Annotated in this window: 16 protein-coding genes and 2 tRNA genes; 2 read left to right on the top strand and 16 right to left on the bottom strand. The window is 53.1% G+C overall.

Going from position 1 to position 17,047, the window contains the following annotated elements:
* Positions 1 to 28 precede the first annotated feature (28 nt).
* Positions 29 to 427 (bottom strand): helix-turn-helix domain-containing protein, encoded by a 399-nt coding sequence (locus tag K1558_RS15470; protein WP_238652496.1) that lies wholly within the window; start codon positions 425 to 427, stop codon positions 29 to 31.
* A 146-nt stretch (positions 428 to 573) separates the two neighbouring features.
* Between K1558_RS15470 and K1558_RS15465 the strand changes: the two genes are divergently transcribed.
* Entirely contained in the window at positions 574 to 771 is a 198-nt protein-coding gene (locus K1558_RS15465) for an XRE family transcriptional regulator (RefSeq protein ID WP_238652572.1), read from the top strand.
* Positions 772 to 970: 199 nt separating this feature from the next.
* Here K1558_RS15465 and K1558_RS15460 read toward each other — a convergent pair whose 3' ends face one another.
* The 14 genes from K1558_RS15460 to K1558_RS15395 form a co-directional block, all read right to left on the bottom strand.
* The gene (locus K1558_RS15460; RefSeq protein WP_238652495.1) at positions 971 to 1,783 is read right to left on the bottom strand and encodes a carbohydrate ABC transporter permease; all 813 of its coding nucleotides are present in this window, start codon (positions 1,781 to 1,783) and stop codon (positions 971 to 973) included.
* The gene (locus K1558_RS15455; RefSeq protein WP_238652494.1) at positions 1,780 to 2,712 is read right to left on the bottom strand and encodes a carbohydrate ABC transporter permease; all 933 of its coding nucleotides are present in this window, start codon (positions 2,710 to 2,712) and stop codon (positions 1,780 to 1,782) included. Before K1558_RS15455 ends, K1558_RS15460 begins: the two co-directional genes overlap by 4 nt.
* Complete coding sequence (locus K1558_RS15450; protein WP_238652493.1) at positions 2,712 to 4,061, bottom strand: ABC transporter substrate-binding protein; 1,350 nt, start codon at positions 4,059 to 4,061, stop codon at positions 2,712 to 2,714. Before K1558_RS15450 ends, K1558_RS15455 begins: the two co-directional genes overlap by 1 nt.
* Positions 4,062 to 4,204: 143 nt before the next feature.
* Positions 4,205 to 5,935, bottom strand: a complete 1,731-nt coding sequence (locus tag K1558_RS15445; RefSeq protein WP_238652492.1) for a cache domain-containing sensor histidine kinase — start codon at positions 5,933 to 5,935, stop codon at positions 4,205 to 4,207.
* A gap of 2 nt (positions 5,936 to 5,937) precedes the next feature.
* Positions 5,938 to 7,482 carry a response regulator gene (locus K1558_RS15440; RefSeq protein ID WP_238652491.1) on the bottom strand — a complete coding sequence of 515 codons (1,545 nt, stop codon included), beginning with the start codon at positions 7,480 to 7,482 and terminating at the stop codon, positions 5,938 to 5,940.
* Between the two features lie 133 nt (positions 7,483 to 7,615).
* Entirely contained in the window at positions 7,616 to 7,888 is a 273-nt protein-coding gene (locus K1558_RS15435) for a hypothetical protein (RefSeq protein ID WP_238652490.1), read from the bottom strand.
* A 297-nt stretch (positions 7,889 to 8,185) separates the two neighbouring features.
* Positions 8,186 to 8,268 (bottom strand) — tRNA-Leu (locus K1558_RS15430).
* A 4-nt stretch (positions 8,269 to 8,272) separates the two neighbouring features.
* Positions 8,273 to 8,347 (bottom strand) — tRNA-Glu (locus K1558_RS15425).
* A 157-nt stretch (positions 8,348 to 8,504) separates the two neighbouring features.
* Positions 8,505 to 9,644 carry an alanine dehydrogenase gene (gene ald / locus K1558_RS15420; protein ID WP_238652489.1) on the bottom strand — a complete coding sequence of 380 codons (1,140 nt, stop codon included), beginning with the start codon at positions 9,642 to 9,644 and terminating at the stop codon, positions 8,505 to 8,507.
* 51 nt (positions 9,645 to 9,695) lie between these two features.
* Positions 9,696 to 10,892, bottom strand: a complete 1,197-nt coding sequence (locus K1558_RS15415; protein ID WP_238652488.1) for an ABC transporter substrate-binding protein — start codon at positions 10,890 to 10,892, stop codon at positions 9,696 to 9,698.
* Between the two features lie 80 nt (positions 10,893 to 10,972).
* Positions 10,973 to 11,674 (bottom strand): ABC transporter ATP-binding protein, encoded by a 702-nt coding sequence (locus tag K1558_RS15410; RefSeq protein ID WP_238652487.1) that lies wholly within the window; start codon positions 11,672 to 11,674, stop codon positions 10,973 to 10,975.
* 4 nt (positions 11,675 to 11,678) lie between these two features.
* Positions 11,679 to 12,461, bottom strand: a complete 783-nt coding sequence (locus tag K1558_RS15405; protein WP_238652486.1) for an ABC transporter ATP-binding protein — start codon at positions 12,459 to 12,461, stop codon at positions 11,679 to 11,681.
* Positions 12,430 to 13,401 carry a branched-chain amino acid ABC transporter permease gene (locus tag K1558_RS15400; RefSeq protein ID WP_238652485.1) on the bottom strand — a complete coding sequence of 324 codons (972 nt, stop codon included), beginning with the start codon at positions 13,399 to 13,401 and terminating at the stop codon, positions 12,430 to 12,432. The genes K1558_RS15405 and K1558_RS15400 overlap by 32 nt, the downstream gene beginning before the upstream one ends.
* A 12-nt stretch (positions 13,402 to 13,413) precedes the next feature.
* Positions 13,414 to 14,319: a branched-chain amino acid ABC transporter permease gene (locus tag K1558_RS15395; protein WP_238652571.1), complete on the bottom strand. Its 906-nt coding sequence runs from the start codon at positions 14,317 to 14,319 to the stop codon at positions 13,414 to 13,416.
* Positions 14,320 to 14,867: 548 nt separating this feature from the next.
* Between K1558_RS15395 and K1558_RS15390 the strand changes: the two genes are divergently transcribed.
* Positions 14,868 to 15,698, top strand: a complete 831-nt coding sequence (locus K1558_RS15390; protein WP_238652484.1) for a type II CAAX endopeptidase family protein — start codon at positions 14,868 to 14,870, stop codon at positions 15,696 to 15,698.
* A gap of 263 nt (positions 15,699 to 15,961) precedes the next feature.
* Here K1558_RS15390 and K1558_RS15385 read toward each other — a convergent pair whose 3' ends face one another.
* Positions 15,962 to 17,044, bottom strand: coding sequence for a Gfo/Idh/MocA family protein (locus K1558_RS15385; RefSeq protein WP_238652483.1), 1,083 nt, complete (start codon positions 17,042 to 17,044; stop codon positions 15,962 to 15,964).
* Positions 17,045 to 17,047 lie beyond the last annotated feature (3 nt).

The raw sequence follows: 17,047 nt of genomic DNA, 5'->3' as shown, positions 1-17,047 counted from the left end.
CCGCAAACCGCCTTCCCCTGGAAATTAACTATGTATTCTCATCTTCATCCTGCTTCTCTTCCGGCACGCCGTCCCGGTTCTTGTCCAACCGTTTCCGGTATTCTGTGAACGCCAAATATTCCTTAATGAAATTCTTCTGTTCCGGCAGCAGCTCTGTTGGGTGGCAACTGGGTTGCCGTATTTCGTCAAAAAAATAATCCCCGCCGCTTTCTTGCACAGTCATAGTCTGCTTGCCAAGCACCAGCCAATCGAGGCTGACCTGAAAGAATCCGGCAATCTCGATCAGTTTGTGTGTGCCGGGCGTTGATTTGCCGCGCTTCCAATCTCCCATATTCCCGGTGCTGATTCCCAGCTGCGCACAGAAGGATTTCTTGGTCATGCCCTGCTTTTTGATCAGAAATTCAATTCGTTCGTAGATTGATTGCATCTGCAAACCGCCTTCCACCGAAAATAAGCACGTAAAAAAGTTATTTTTTATTGAAAAATGACGTAAAAAAGTATATAATTAACTATTATTATATCTTTACCTATTTTATATCATAACGGCTGGATAGTCGATACGAGGTGAGCAATCTGAACAGCAAACGCCCCATAACTTCCTTTGGCTGGGCCATCAAGCAACGTCTGGCTGAACTGCACTTGGATCAGAAGAAATTCTGTGAGCTGCATGACATTCCACCCTATCGGCTGTCCAACCTGATTCACGGCACCCGCAAGGCCGACCGTTACCGCCGCCAGGTAGCCGAGCTGCTGGACCTGCCTCCATCCTAGTTCCGGGCACCCGAACACATAGAGCGGTACTTTTCACCTGACACTAAAATGTATTCCACCTGTTTTAGCAATTTCCTTCTTTTCTGCACACTCTATTAATACACCAAGAAACCTCTCAGGTAAGATGGCTGATTACACCATCTGACCGCATGAGAGGTTTCTTTAAGGTTCGTTCCGGTTGGTTATCGGTTCAGTAAGCTCAGCCCTTGACCGCTCCGCCGGTAAGTCCTCTGACCAGGGTCTTCGAGCCGAACAGGAAGAGAATAATCAGCGGCAGGGTGCCCAGGGTAAGCCCCAGAATACTGGCTGAATAATCCGTGCGGAAGACCGTAGACAGATTTGCAATGCCCAGTGGCAGCGTATACAGCTCGGGCTTGTTGATCGTCACCAGCGGCAGCAGATAACCATTCCAGGACCCGAGGAACGAGATGAGACCCAGCGTACTGATCGCAGGCATTAGAAAGGGAACAACGATTCTTGTAAGAATACCCGGCTCCGAGCAGCCGTCGATTCTTGCGCTCTCAATGACCTCTGTCGGGACAGAGGAACGGATGAACTGGGTCATGAAAAATACACCGAAGGCATTATTCAGTCCGGCCAGAATCAGCGGCGCATGAGTGTTGTTAAGGTGGAACCACTTCATCTCCATCACATATGCAATCAGACCGAGGTGACCGGGGATCATCATCGTCAGAAGAATGAAGCCATACAGTGCATTTTTACCCTTGAATTCATATTTGGCAAAAGCAAATCCGGTAATCGAAGCCACGCCAACCGTCACCAGAGTAAACAATACCGCAACATAGAAGCTGTTCCAATAATTCCGCAGGAAGCTGGCAGACATGATCGTCTTCAGATTCTCCAGCAGATAACCGCTGGGCAGAATCGGAAGCTGCTTGAACAAGTCTTCAGAATAATAGGTTCCCATCACAATCATCATGTAGAACGGGAAGAGGAACGCGATAGCGATCAGGCTAAGCAGCAATACGGTGAAGAATCTTTTCGCTCTCATTTGTCTTCACCGTCCCTGTTGATCCATTTCATTCCAACCACCGAGAACAAGGCGATGAACAGGAAGGTGCCGTAAGCTATAGCTGCCCCTTTACCGTACTTGAACGCACTGCCGTTGAACGAAGCGTCGAACATATACCAGATGGGTGTGAAGGTGGAGCCATCAGGCCCTCCTACCATACTGGAGCCCGAAGACCAGCCGCTGAACAGCAGCATCGGTTCTTCCACCAGCTGCAGTCCGCTGATAATGGAAGTAATAATCAGGAACAGGTTGATCGGCTTCAACAGCGGAATCGTAATACGCAGGAACACATTTTTGGAGGAAGCCCCGTCGATCACAGCCGCCTCATAGATAGAAGTATCAATGCTGGCCATCCCCGCCGTATAGAACATCACGAAATATCCAAGGTTTTTCCAGAATACCATCAGTATAACTACCCAGCGGGAGGAACTGACCGAGCCCAGCCAATTGATCTTCTCCTGGATGAGTCCCAGCTCCATCAGCATATTATTGAAGAACCCGCCCTGCCAGTCGAACAACAGGGAGAAGATAATCCCGACCGCGACCGGCGTCGTCATATAGGCACTGAATACGCTGAGCCGGAAAAAGGTTTTGCGGCGGATCAGCTTACTCTCGATCAGGCTGGCTACCAGCATACCCATAAGGACAAGGGCCGGGAGGTAGACCGCCATGAAGATAATGACATTCAGCAGTGATTTCCAGAAGAAGGCGTCATGAAAAAACAGCTGTGTGTAATTACCAAGTCCGATGAAATTACGGTTACCGTACAAATCCCAGTCTGTAAGACTAATGTATAGCGTAAACAGGATGGGGAACAAACTCAGTACAGCATAGGACAAGAAATAAGGGGTAATGAACAGATACGGCCATTTGTTTTTACTGCTGATTCCATTGGATTTCTGCATCATTATTCAAATGTCAGCTCTGGGTGGTTCTTCTTCAGCTGCTCTTCCCACTTATCCAATGCCTGCTTGGCATCGAAGCTGTTGTCCTGTGCCATGACCTGCAGCACCAGCTCCGACGAGCTGTAAATATCCTGATCATACTTCGTCACCGCTTTGGACTTCATGTTCGGGAATACCTTCTCGACCCAGAACTTCCCGAGATCCTGTCCGCCGAAGTATTCATCCGCCCCGGAAGACAGCTTGGAGGTATCCTTGAAGAAGGATTTCAACGGTAAAATGTAATCAGAGACAGCGAAGTTGGCTTCAGCGCCTTCGTCCGTGCCTAACAGCCAGTTGAGATAGGTCCAGGCCGCCGCTTTATTCTTGCTGTCCTTCCAGATCCCGATGGTCGTCCCGCCGTATGGATATCCGCCTTCCGGAGGCACCATCAGCCCCCAACGCCCACTGCTGGCCTTGTCATTAGGCTTAATTACGAATTCTGGAGACCAGTTCGCCGCCGGATAGAAAATCACATTGTCTTGCGAGTACGAAGCATTCCAGGTCGGGGACCACATCGCCAGCTTGCCCTCAGTGTTATTATCACGGATGGACTGCAGCTTAGTGAAGATCCTAAGCAGCTCTTCTGTGTTCACCTTGGTTCCGTCTACAACTGCCGTTGTTCCCTGGTTGGAGAGGATGGTATAGGCATCCATCAGACTTCCCAGCATGAATGTCTTCCCGCCGCTTTGCTCATAGACTTCCTTGCCCTTGGCAATAAAGGCATCCCAGTCGGTGAACATTGCAGTTAGTGCATCAGGATCATCTGTTCCGAAGTATTGTTTCGCCAGATCACGCTTGTAAGCCAGTGCTCCAGGCGAACCGGATTGCTCCAGACCGACAAGCTCCCCCTTGCTGTTCGTCAGCAGCGGAAGCTCGAAGTCCAGCAGATTGGAGGTGTCAAATTTGTAGGGCTCTTCGGACAGGCTTTGCAGTACGTTAAGTTCATACAGAGCGCCGCGGAAGGCCGCTTCTCCCCAGATAATATCCGGCAGACCGGAGCCGGCAGCGATGGAGGTCTGGATTTTCTTCAGATAATCCCCCGCTGAGACTTCAACGAATTCCAGCTTGATATTCGGGAACTTCTCATTGAATTTCGCTGCTGTGCCCTCGAACCAGGCTTTATCCCAGCCCCATACCGTCAAATTACCGGAAGCCTCCGCAGGCTCGCTGGAGCCATTCGCAGGATTGGCGCTGCTTGAGCCTCCGGCTGCATTATTGCCGTTGCTGCTGCCGCAGCCGGCCAGCACCAGGGTGAGGCATAAGGTCAGAACAAATGTGATGATCGGTGCTTTTTTACTGAATAGATTGTGCAATCTAAGGTCCCCCTTGCATCTGTTGTGACAGCGGACAGTTCCTGTAATGTCTTCCGTCCATCTGTATAGTAGAACTATAAGCTTGAAGGGATCACCCAACAATTAGACAATCCGATGATTTTGTATAAATAATGATAGTGCTTTCACTCGGACGGTTGCTGCCGGGAGGGCAGGAGAACCGATACCTTCGTGCCTCTCCCCTCACTGGAGCGGATGACCATGCGGCCTTCCTGCCCGTACAGATACTCGATCCGTTCGCGGATATTCCAGAGTCCGATCTGCTTCATCGCCCCAGAAGGCAGCCGGGCCGGAGGCAGGGTTCCATTCGTAATCGCCTGCGCTTTCTCCCGGCTCATGCCGCACCCGTCATCTCTGACCGAGAGCAGCAGTCTTCCGCTGCGCTTGCGCATTATGATCTCTATACGGCCCGCAGACTCTTTCTCCGAGAATCCATGAAATATAGCATTTTCCACCAGCGGCTGAATCAGGCTTTTCGGAATATAATCGTCTTTCGCCTCTTCCGCTACGCTCCAGACTACCTCGAACCGGCCGGCATATCTGTACTGTTGAATCGTGACGAAGTGATTGATAATGCTCATCTCCTGTTCAACCGTGATATACAGACCGGCATCGCCGATATTAACCGCATCATGCAGAATGCCAATGAAGGATTCAACCATGTCTTCGATCGCCGTATAGTTCTGTTTGCGGGCCAGATACACTACTGTGTTCAGGGTATTGTAAATAAAATGGGGGTTGATCTGGGCGAACAGCAGCTCTGCCGTCATTTTACGTTTCCAGCGCTCCTGCTCCGCCCGTTCGCTCATCTGCCGCTCAATATCGCCAAGCATCGTCTCAAAGCCATTCTTCAGCACAGACAGCTCATCATTACTGCGGAACGACAGCTGAACATTATAGTTGCCCATGGATACCTGCTTCATCGCTTTGGTCATCTGCAGGATCGGCCGGATAATACTGGAGATGATCGGAAGGAACAGCAGGAAGCAGAGCACCAGGCACAAGGCGAGAAAAATGGCCCAGTAGCGGACGATATAGCCAACCCATTCATAGAACCGTTCATTGGAGGTGAACGTGACGACGGACCAGTCCGTTTTCTCAAAAGCACTGGCCAGATAGTACCCCTTGTCATGCTTAACCACTTGAATATCCGGGCTGCCTGCGGTCAGCATCCGGGCCGGAAGCTCAGCAGCGTCCACTTGCCCATAGAGCAGCGAATGCTCCGGGCCGAGCCAGGCCACCTGATCAAAGGACTGGCCTAAATACTGGAACAGGCTCTCAAACGCAGCATAATCAATATTCAGCAGCAGTACGCCGCCATACTCGGGAGCGAAGCGGATGAAGAAGCTGACAATTTTTTTGTTCTCGGGGTCTTGGATCATATGGGGGGCTGTGAACCCGCTTTTGGTATTGTTCTTCATAGCATCCTGATACCAGTCCTCTTGCAGCAGCCGTTCAAAATACGGGTCAATATACAGGGAGGACCAGAAGATCTTGCCGTCCGAGCGGATGATGGCCGAGCTCTCAAGGTAGTCACGCAATACATTGAATTTGGTCAGCTGGACGACGACATCACGGTAAGCGCTTAGCTCATCATACGTGGAGGGGTAGTTCAATCTTGCAGCAAACCGCTGCAGCAGCTCATCATTGACCATATTGGCGGCATATTTCTGTACATCGTCGATCATGTGGTTCATCTGATTCGTTGTCTGCTCCAGGTGGATGGTATCTTCACGCAGAGCCTGCGTTTCGAGAATTGAAGAGAACTGCTCATACGCCAGTGCACTGATGGCTGTTACAGACAGAGTAACGATTAGTATAACGCTGCCAAGGATTTTATTCTTAATTTTCCGCATAGCTATTCGCTGCCTCTCTGCTGCTGGAAGTCCTTCGGCTGTATACCTGTGGTCTTTTTGAATACCTGGCTGAAGTACTGGCTGGTTTTGTACCCTACCTTCTCCGATACCTCGTAGATCTTGTACTCACCACTCAGCAGGAGCTGCTTCGCCAGCCCTATCCGGTATTCTGTGGTATAGTCCAGCAGGGACTGGCCCGTCTCCCGCTTGAAGGTGGTCCGCAGATGGATGCTGCTGATCTGCAGATGGCCGGCAACCGTCTCCAGAGACAAGTCGGGGTCTGCATAATTCACGGCAACATACTCCATAGCTTTGTTGACCCAGCGGGAGTACTGCTTCCGGGGCTGATTCCGCAGTAAATAGTCATCCAGAATCCGGTACAGGCTGTTAACGATTTGCCGCGCGTCTGTGCCCAGCACCTGATCAGAGCCGGGGCTTCCATCCTTGCGGATTGCAGCCTGAATCTCACCCATGACGGCGCGCAAATCTCCCAGATAGGCCTGAGCAGCAATGTGATCCAGACCGGTCTTCAGCCGCTCCAACAGGCTCGGTTCGGGGGACCGCAGGTATTGTCTCGCCTCTAAGGCGATACTGGTAGCTTCTCTGGAAGAGGCGGCTTGCTCCAGCAAAAATACAGCACCCGGCGGCAAAAACACAGAATAATCATAGGCCAGCCTCATCGCTGCATATCTGCGGTCCGGCAGTTCTGCGCCATTGCCTGCGGATAGGATCACTCTGGGAAGCTCCCCATCATAAGCGGTCTCCAGGCAGGCCAGCAGCTGCGCTGCGGCCTGCCGCAAATTGTAGTGCTGAAGCAACAGACTGCTGGACGAGGATAACTTCAGCAGCCCGATGTATCCGCCTTCATCCATCTCCAGAAATCGAAGCTCCTCTACATCCGAGGACTGAAGACGGATCTCTTCTTCGATATTCTTCCATACGAGGGCTGGGGCACTGCGCGCATTACTCCGGCTGCCGTCCAGCTTCATTGCGGCCTCCAGCTCGAAATACAGCAGCCCTGGCTGACCCTGCTGATAATCTGCAACGAGCCGGTGCAGCCGGGATTCCTGATTCCCTGCAGGAGCCTGATATTTACCCTCCAGCATATCCTTAAGCAGAATATCGAGCGCATGTCCCTGCCCTTCTTCCTCAGCGGCTTCTGCTGCCAGACCTTCCTTCAGCAGCTTCAGCTGTTCCAGCAGACGGTTACGGCTGATCTCATGCTTAAGCAGATAATGGGCCGCGCGCAGCTCCAGCGCCTGGCGGGCATAATCAAAGTCACGGTAAGCGGTCAGAAAGATCAGGCGGGTCCTCGGGGCAAGCTGAACCACATGACGTCCCAGCTCCAGCCCGTCCATAGGAGACATGGAGATGTCGGTAATAACAATCTGCGGCCGCAGCTCCTCGAATTTCCGCAGTGCCATGCGCCCGCTGGTCGCTTGGGCAACTACCTGGAAGCCGTTCTCTTCCCAGGCTACCGAGTGATAGACATGATCTAGTGCAAGCGGCTCATCGTCCACCAGCATGACCGAAATGAATGAATTCATGGTAGAACTTCCCCCGTCCCTGTCGAATCTAATATATATGCAGGTATAACGGAACATGGAGGGGCTGTCAATGGAAGGGCTTCCCTGACGGGGCGCCGCTTCAGCATGAGAATCAAAAAAGCTCACAGGCGGGTTATCCGGTAACCCCGTCCTGTGAGCCGCTATAATCTTGCTTTTGATTGAAATACGTTTCAGAGCACCACCTGATCAGGTCGCCCCGCTCTTTCTCATGAATCTTGACTAACTGGTTCAGGACAAAGATCCGCTGCACCATATCCTCCGCAAACCGCAGCTGATTCGTGTAGTAATCAATTTCCGCTTGATAAACCGAGTAGTCTTGGTTGTTAAGCGCACTGTATGCCTTGAGTAACTGAAGATGAAGATCATAGACCTCGGAGTAATTCATTACCGTAACTACCTCCTAATTAAGGCGTTTACTAGTATTGTCTCCAAGATTGATAGGATTATACGGTAGAATTCCACTCTTCATTTAGAATCGCATACTGGTAAGCATCATGCCATACAGGCTTTGCTGGTATCCATATGAACAATTCACCCTGCAACTGAAGGCTACTGATGTCTTCTCTCACTGGCCGCTTGTATAGAGAATTATTGCATTTTCTGCAGGATTTCTCTAGATTTCCTATATCATAAAAAAAGCAGAGACCCTTGAATCATCAAAGGTCTCTGCTCATTCATGTTATGCGGTAGAGAGGACTCGAACCTCCACGGGTATACACCCACTACCCCCTCAAGATAGCGTGTCTGCCATTCCACCACTACCGCATATTGGTGACTCGTATGGGATTCGAACCCATGTTACCTCCGTGAAAGGGAGGTGTCTTAACCCCTTGACCAACGAGCCATATTGTCATTGTTGTGTTTGTCACAACAAAAATGAGTATATCAAACCTTGTCCGATTTGACAAGCATTATTTCTGACAAAAAAAGCGGGGAGAACCGCAGGCGATTAGCCCCTGATTCTCCCCCAACCTGCCCCACCTTCCCGCAGGGCAAATTAGTCATTCACTGTCCCCGCCAACCTCCGCCAACGCCGCGACTCCATCCGCATACGCATACCCCAAACTCTCAGCCACAGCAGCATTGGTCACCTGCCCAGCCACCACATTCAGGCCGCGCGCCAGCGCCGCGTTATTCACCGCAGCGTCGCGGATGCCCAGATTAGCGATCTGGAGCGCGTAGGGAATCGTCACATTGGTCAGCGCCAGGGTGGAGGTCCGGGCGACGGCACCGGGCATGTTGGCAACAGCGTAATGAACTACGCCATGCTTCACATACGTTGGATTCTCATGCGTCGTAATCCGGTCGATGGTCTCCACGGAGCCACCCTGATCAATTGCCACATCCACAATAACAGAGCCTTCGGCCATCTGCTCTACCATATACTCTTTGACGATCTTCGGGGCACGGGCTCCCGGGATCAGCACCGCCCCGATCAGCAGATCGGCCCGGCGCACGGCCTGCTCCAGATGGTAGGAATCCGACATGACTGTCACCAGCCGTCCGCCAAAAATATCGTCCAGCGCCCGCAGCCGGTCCGCATTGAGATCCAGCACCGTCACGCGCGCTCCCATCCCGAGGGCGATCTTCGCCGCATTCGTGCCGACAATGCCGCCCCCGACAATAACGACCTCTCCCGGCTGTACTCCCGGCACCCCGCTGAGCAGCACCCCTTTGCCCCCATGCGGCTTCTCCAGCAGCGAGGCTCCGATCTGCACCGCCATCCGTCCGGCAACCTCGCTCATCGGAATGAGCAGCGGCAGCGAGCCATCCTCCAACTGGATTGTCTCATACCCGACTGCGGTGACCCCGCTCTCCACCAGCTCCCGGGTCAGAGCCGCTTCAGGCGCGAGATGCAGATAGGTGAACAGGATCAGACCCTGCCGGAAAAAAGCGTACTCCTCCGGCAGCGGCTCCTTCACCTTAATGATCATCTCCGCCCGGCTCCAGACCTCGGCAGCGGTATCCAGCACGGTTGCACCTTTGTCCGAATATTCGCGGTCCTCGAAGCCGCTGCCGGTACCGGCAGCACGCTGAATCAGCACCTCATGCCCTGCCTTCCGCAGCGCTTCTACCCCGGCCGGAGTGATGGCGACACGGTTCTCGTTATTCTTGATTTCTGCGGGTATGCCAACAATCATACGGATTCCTCCCTAGATCTTCTCATTCCTTATTATATGCGAATGAGCCTCTTAAGGGTTAACTTTGGTCTCAAAGGTCTGTTTGCCGTCAACGAATTTCAGGACAACCGCGGCTTTGACCGGGTCATGCTTATCGTTCAGTGTAATCTTGCCTGTAGCGAGCTGCAGGTCCTTGGTGGCAGCGAGTGCTTCAGTGATCTTGGCCGGATCAGCTTCACCGGCGCGTCCAATCGCATCGGCTACCAGCTTCAGCGCATCGTAACCGAGAGCAGCCATCCCGTCGGGAACTGCGCCGCCGTTGGCTTCTTTGTAAGCATCCACGAAGCTGGTGACTTCAGGCGCTGTATCTTCAGGCGAATAGTGATTGGACATGAACGTATTCTCCAGCGCCTTGGCACCGGCAATCTCCGCCAGCTGCGGCGAATCCCAGCCGTCGCCGCCGAGGAACGGAACCGTGATGCCCATCTCGCGGGCCTGTTTGACGATTTTACCTACTTCTTCATAATAGCCCGGCAGGTAGATTACATCAGGATTCGCTGCCTTGATTCGGGTCAGCACCGCCTTGAAGTCCGAATCCTTCTGCTGGTAGGACTCCTGGCTCAGCACCTCACCGCCCTTGGCCTTGAAGGTCTCTTCGAAGAACTTCTGCAGGCCCTTGGAATAGTCAGAGGAAGTATCGGTATAGATCACAGCCGTCTTCGCCTTCAGGGAATCGAGCGCAAAGTTCGCCATAACCTCACCCTGGAACGGATCGATGAACGCGGCGCGGAACACATATTCATTCACATTGCCGCTGCGCTCATCCACGGTCACCTTCGGATTCGTAGCACCTACCGAGACCAGCGGGATCTTCTTCTCCGTAGCTACCGGAACAATCCCCAGCGTGTTGGTCGAAGTCGATGCGCCGATGATGGTCACGACCTTGTCATTGGTGATCAGCTTCTGCGCAGCCTGGGTCGCTTCTTCTGACTTCGAAGCATTATCGGCCACTACCAGCTCAAGCTTCTTGCCGAGTACGCCGCCCGCCGCATTGATCTGGTCCACCGCCAGCTTCGCGCCCTTGGAGGCGGAGTCACCGAAAGAAGCCTGACCGCCTGTAAGCTCCAGGTCAGCCCCGATTTTGATGGTGCCTCCGGCCGAGTTCCCGCCGCTTGCAGAATTCCCGCTGTCCTCTGTTTTGTTGCCGCAGCCGGATGCTAATACCGCCGTCAATAGTGTTGACAAGATAATGGCCCCAATTTTCTTCATAGTTTCTCCCAGCCTCCTAATGAATGATTTATATATATGTTGTTTCTGTGATGCTGCTGCCAAGCGCCTATCCGGCTCAATTAGTGCCCCAGATAAGCCAGTTTGATCTCATCGGAGTCGGCCAGTTCCTCGGCATCTCCTTCAAGAACTACGCGGCCGGTCTCCAGGACATAGGCGCGGTCGGCAATTTTGAGCGCCTGGTGGGCGTTCTGCTCGACCAATAGCACGGTGGTTCCGGCATCGTTGACCTCTTTGATAATCCGAAAAATATCCTGAACCAGCAGCGGCGCCAGCCCCATCGAAGGTTCGTCCAGCAGCAGCAGCTTCGGGTGGCCCATCAAGGCGCGTCCCATCGCCAGCATCTGCTGCTCGCCGCCGGACAGCGTTCCGGCCTGCTGCTTCTTGCGCTCCAGGAGCCGCGGGAAGGTACGGTAGACATGCTCGAAGTCCGCAGCCAGGCTGCTTCCATCCTGCAGATACGCGCCGAGTTCGAGGTTCTCCTCAACCGACATATTCGCGAATACGCGCCGTCCTTCAGGGCAATGGATCAGCCCTTCCTTCACAATTGCCTGAACGCTTTGATTCACAATTGATTTATCCAGAAAAGCAATGCTGCCCGTCTTCGGCTTCAGCAGCCCCGAGAGCGTCTTGAGCAGCGTAGACTTGCCTGCGCCGTTAGCGCCGATCAAGGTCACGATCTCCCCCTGCTTCACGGTGATGCTGAGATCCTTCAAGGCATGTATGGCTCCGTAATATACGTTAATCCCCTGTACTGTAAGCATGGCGCTACGCCTCCTGTCCCAGATACGCTTCGATGACCTTCGGATTGTTGCGGATCTCCGCCGGAGTGCCGTCAGCAATCAGGATTCCGCGGTCCAGGACGTAGATCCGGTTGCAGACGCCCATCACCAGCGACATATCATGCTCGATCAGCAGAATGGTCAGGTCGAACTCCTCGCGGATCCAGGCGATCAGATTCATCAGATCACGCGTCTCATTCGGGTTCATTCCGGCCGCCGGCTCATCGAGCAGCAGCAGCTTCGGTCCGGCCGCCAGCGCCCGGGCAATCTCCAGCCGGCGCTGATTTCCGTAGCTCAGGTTGCTCGCCACCTCATCGCGCTGATCCGCAAGATTGAAGATTTTGAGGATATCCAGCGCCTTGCGGGTAATGTCGTCCTCCCCCTTGAAGTGCTTCGGCAGGCGTAACATCGAAGAGAACAACGAGTGGCGGGCGTGCTGATGGAAGGCGATTTTGACATTCTCCAGAACCGTCATCGCGGTGAACAAACGGATATTCTGAAAAGTACGCGCAGCCCCCTTATGATTAATCTTGTAAGGCTTCATCCCGCCGATTGATTCCTGATTAAGTAGGATGCTGCCCGAGGAAGGCGGGTACACGCCGGTCAGCAGGTTGAACAGTGTGGTTTTGCCTGCACCGTTGGGCCCGATCAGGCCGATCAGCTCGCCTTTATTAATATGAAGGGACACTTCACTGACCGCCTTCAGTCCGCCAAAAGCCCGGCTCGCCTCCTTCACCTCAAGGAGTACTGCTGGTTTCGACTGTGTCATGCGCCTTCGCCTCCTTTTTGCCGCCGAGCTTGCCCAGTGAGAACTTGGTTACGCCAAGCAGGCCGCTTGGACGGAAAATCATCATCAGAATAAGCACGATCGAGTAAATAATCATCCGCCATTCCGGGAATTCGCGTAAGTACGTGTACAGCAGGGTGACAAACACCGCGCCTACGATAGAGCCCGCTGTGCTGCCCAGCCCCCCGAGCACCACCATCACGATGATCTCGAACGACTTCAGGAAGTTGAAGCTGCCCGGTGTAATGACATAGAACGTATGGGCCGACAAGCCCCCTGCCATCCCGGCGAACAGTGCCCCGATAGTAAAAGCAATAATCTTATACCTTGTCGTGTTAATCCCCATCGCCTCAGCGGCAATCTCATTCTCGCGGATCGCAATACAGGCCCGGCCGTGGGTAGAGCGGATGAAGTTATTAATCAGTACGACGGAGACCAGGGTGAAGAGGAACAGCATCGTCCAGGTGGTTTTGGCCGGAATACCGCTCAGCCCCGAAGCCCCGCCCACATATTCCGTGTTCAGCATAATGATGCGGATAATCTCGCCGAAGCCCAGCGTCGCAATCGCCAGATAGTCCCCGTTGAGCCGCAGTGTCGGCATTCCGATCAGGACCCCGAACACCGCTGCCAGCAGGCCGCCCGCCAGAATCGCCGGAACGAACGGCACATTGTAATCCAGGGTCAGGATCGCCGAGGTGTACGCGCCAACAGACATGAATCCAGCATGCCCGATGGAGAACTGCCCGGTAATCCCGGTAATGAGATTCAGCGATACGGCCAGCATGATATTGACTCCGATCAGCAGCAGCATCGACTGGTTTACATCACTAAGGACACCCGTTGTTAGGAGAACTTTAACGATTCCATAGAACGCACAGGCAGCGAGAATGCCCAGCCAGAATTTTTTATTAAGCTTGCTCATGGCCCCCTCCACCTACACTTTCTCCCGGACATTCTTGCCGAACAGCCCGGATGGTCTGAAGATCAGGATTAGAATCAGTACTGCGAAGGCTACTCCATCACGCCAGGAGGAGAACCCGAGGGAGGAAATCTCCGTCTCCACTGTACCCAGCAGCAGCCCGCCGACCAGCGCACCCGGAATACTTCCAATGCCTCCAAGCACCGCTGCGACAAAAGCCTTCAGCCCGGGCATAACCCCCATCAGCGGATCTACCGAGTTGTACGTCATGCCGAAAATCACGCCGGCTGCGGCAGCAAGCGCCGAACCGATGGCGAAGGTCGCTGAAATGGTACGGTCCACGTTGATGCCCATCAGCCGTGCTGCTTCCACATCGAAGGATACGGCCCGCATGGCTTTGCCTGTCCGGGTGTACCGCACGATATATTGCAGCACAAGCATAAGAATTATCGTTGTTAGCAGAATCATGATCTGATTGGATTCGACCTGAATGGAGGAACCGAACAGGTGGTATTGCTTCTTATCCATAATATCCGGGAAGCCCTTGGCCTGCGGCCCGAGAATCAGCACTCCGGTATATTCGAGCAGGAAGGAGACCCCGATGGCTGTAATCAGCGCGGCAATCCGGGTGGACCTGCGCAGCGGCTTGTAGGCCAGACGTTCGATGCTGATCCCCAGCAAGGCACTGATCGTCATCGAGATCATGAGCGACAGAAGCAGCACCACAATCGGCGGCAGTCCGGCGCTGGCCAGATATTTGGCACTATACAGTCCAATGAAGGACCCGACCATAAACACATCGCCATGTGCAAAATTAATCAGCTTGATAATCCCGTACACCATCGTGTAACCAAGGGCGATCAGAGCGTAAATGCTGCCTACCGAGATTCCGTTAATGAGCTGCTGAATGAAATACTCCATCGCCATCCCCTTTTCCCCATATTCATTTTTGATAACCCCTTTCTCTGTGCTGTTTCTTGCTTCTTGGATTATGATGTCATTTATATTAACACAAGGCCTACGAATCGTCACTAATTTTTGTGCATATTAAAATAAAATTCAATAGTTGGTGTTATATTACATAACATGGTATATGTAGGATTGGATAGGTTCCAGTAGGTTTTTGAAAAATGCGTAGAAAACAGGAGTAAAACAGAGGATTTTGGAGCAGGAACGTTTTAGAAGATGTTTCCTATTCTTATACAATACTTTTTTTCTGCGGAATTAATATAACATTTGTCTCTTTACAGCATCATTCCTTCAATTTATTAAAGGGGTAACGGGTTGCACTAATAGTGTGCGGCGGGAGGTCTGGCTTAAGCGTATAAAAGTCTCCGCTCCGTCTACAGACTCATGGATCACTGGGCCAAGGTCCCGGCGGAAGGCTGGGCTGCGGGTTGTTTTTCTCATGAGGGTGCGTTGCTATACTCTATCAGGGAACAAAACACAATTAAAGGAGTGGAATGCAAATGAGTACAGATGACAGCAAGGGGACGGTCCAGTCTGCCAGAAGAGGATTGCTGGTGTTCTTCATGTTCCTGATTCCGCTGACGGCGCTCAGTTACATATTGGCTCTTACAGTCACACCCGTGTTCGGCTTGCTGCTGATGTGGGCCCCTGGGATTTCCTCGATCCTTGCCCGCCTGCTGCTGCGTGAGGGCTTCGCGGATATCTCGCTGAGGTTCGGAGGCCGGCGCACCTTGAAGGCGATTCCGTTCATCTTGCTATTGCCGGTGGCGGTAGGACTGCTGGCTTATGGGGCCGCCTGGATGACGGGGCTGGCGGAGTATACGGGGCACAATGGTAATGTGATCGGGGCGTTAGCCGGGGCGATTCTGATTCAAATGTCTGTCGGTACCGCAATGGGGATCATCAGCAGCACGGGTGAGGAATTAGGCTGGCGAGGCTACATGCTGACCCGGCTCATCCAGGCCCGCGTCCCGAAGCCTATTCTGATGAGCGGACTAATCTGGGGCATGTGGCATATCCCAGCCATTCTGATCGGGAGTTACTATTCCGGGCCTTCGCTGGCGGTATCGGTGGTCGTATTCATGGTGACGATAAGCTCGTTCAATGTCATTATCAGCCTGCTGCGCTTAAGCACGGGCAGCGTGTGGCCGGCGGTTCTGCTCCACGCCTCCTGGAATGCGATCATCCAGGACGCCTTCGACCGGTTCACCAGCGGGCAGAATGCTTATCTCTGGACAGGTGAGTCCGGGATACTGGTGGCGGTTACGCTTGTGATCGCAGCTTGGTTCTTTTGCAGACAATCTGCGTCATTACAAGATGCCCGGTTATAAATGGCCATGCGGCAGCAACCCGGATGGCGTGAGGCCTGAATGTATGCGGAAAACAACATACATTTGCTGTCGCGCAGGTAATAACATCGATGGGAACAACGTTCTGTTGCGGAGCGCCCCCTCCCCAAAGTACTCACGCTGAATTTACTCCAGCATAAAGAGCTATCCCAAGCAGCCGTTTCATGGCTCCTGGGACAGCACTTTCTCACTGAACTGGAGTGCAGGTCATCGTATCCGAACCCTCGTCACTCAACAATGATCACCTAGTCCAAATATACCGCCTTCCCCGTCCGGGCCGATTCATAGATGGCCTCCAGAATGCGGGAGACTACATAAGCCTGTTCAGGAGTGACGACCGGATCTTTATCCTCTTCGATCGCTTCGAGCCACTTTCTTAATTCGATATCCGTAGCTTTCTCCTCTTTGCCATCATAGAAGGCTACTCCCCCGGCACCAAGCTCAATTTTATTCGTGTACAGTTTGCTGTGCTTCTCCCCGTTAATCCGCAGACCATCCTTCATGTCCGCACCCGCTTCGGTTCCGCTTAAGCTGCACTTGGCTTCGTCCACATCCAGCGAATTCAGCGCCCAGCTTGCCTCCAGCGTAATCGTTGCCCCGTTCTCCATCACAATCATCCCGAACGCCGAGTCTTCCACGGTGAATTTCTTCGGGTCCCAGGGTCCCCAGGCGTTGGCAGCGTCTTCTTTTTGGGAGAGCTCGTGGTATTTCGTTCCCAGCACAACCTTCGGCTTGTAGTTATCCATCATCCAGAGCGTCAGATCGAGCGCATGGGTTCCGATATCAATCAGCGGGCCGCCCCCCTGCTTCTCCTCATCCAGGAATACTCCCCAGGTAGGGACCGCTCTGCGCCGGATGGCATGAGCTTTGGCATAATAGATATGGCCGAGCTCGCCTGCTTCGCAGACTTTTTTCAGATACAAGCTGTCCTGCCGGAACCGGTTATCATACCCGATGGTCAGCTTCTTCCCTGTACGCTTCGCAGCTTCAGCCATACGTTTGGCGTCTGCCGCTGTTTTGGCCATGGGCTTCTCACACATTACATGCTTGCCCGCTTCCAGACCCGCAATGGATATTTCCGCATGCGCATCATTGGGAGTAAGCACATGAACAATATCAATGGAAGCATCCTTCAATAATTCCCGGTAATCCGTATAGACAGCAGCTTCCGCACTGCCGTATTGTTCAGCAGCCGCCTCAGCCCGTTCCTTAATAATATCGCAAAAAGCCACCACCTGAACCTTATCCTGTCTGCTTAAAGCAGGCAGATGCTTCCCGTTCGCAATTCCTCCACAGCCGATCACGCCAACACGATACACTTTGCTCATCGT

Source organism: Paenibacillus piscarius, from assembly GCF_022234545.1.
GTDB classification, from domain to species: domain Bacteria; phylum Bacillota; class Bacilli; order Paenibacillales; family Paenibacillaceae; genus Paenibacillus_AQ; species Paenibacillus_AQ piscarius.
This window is presented reverse-complemented; position numbering and strand designations above follow the sequence as displayed.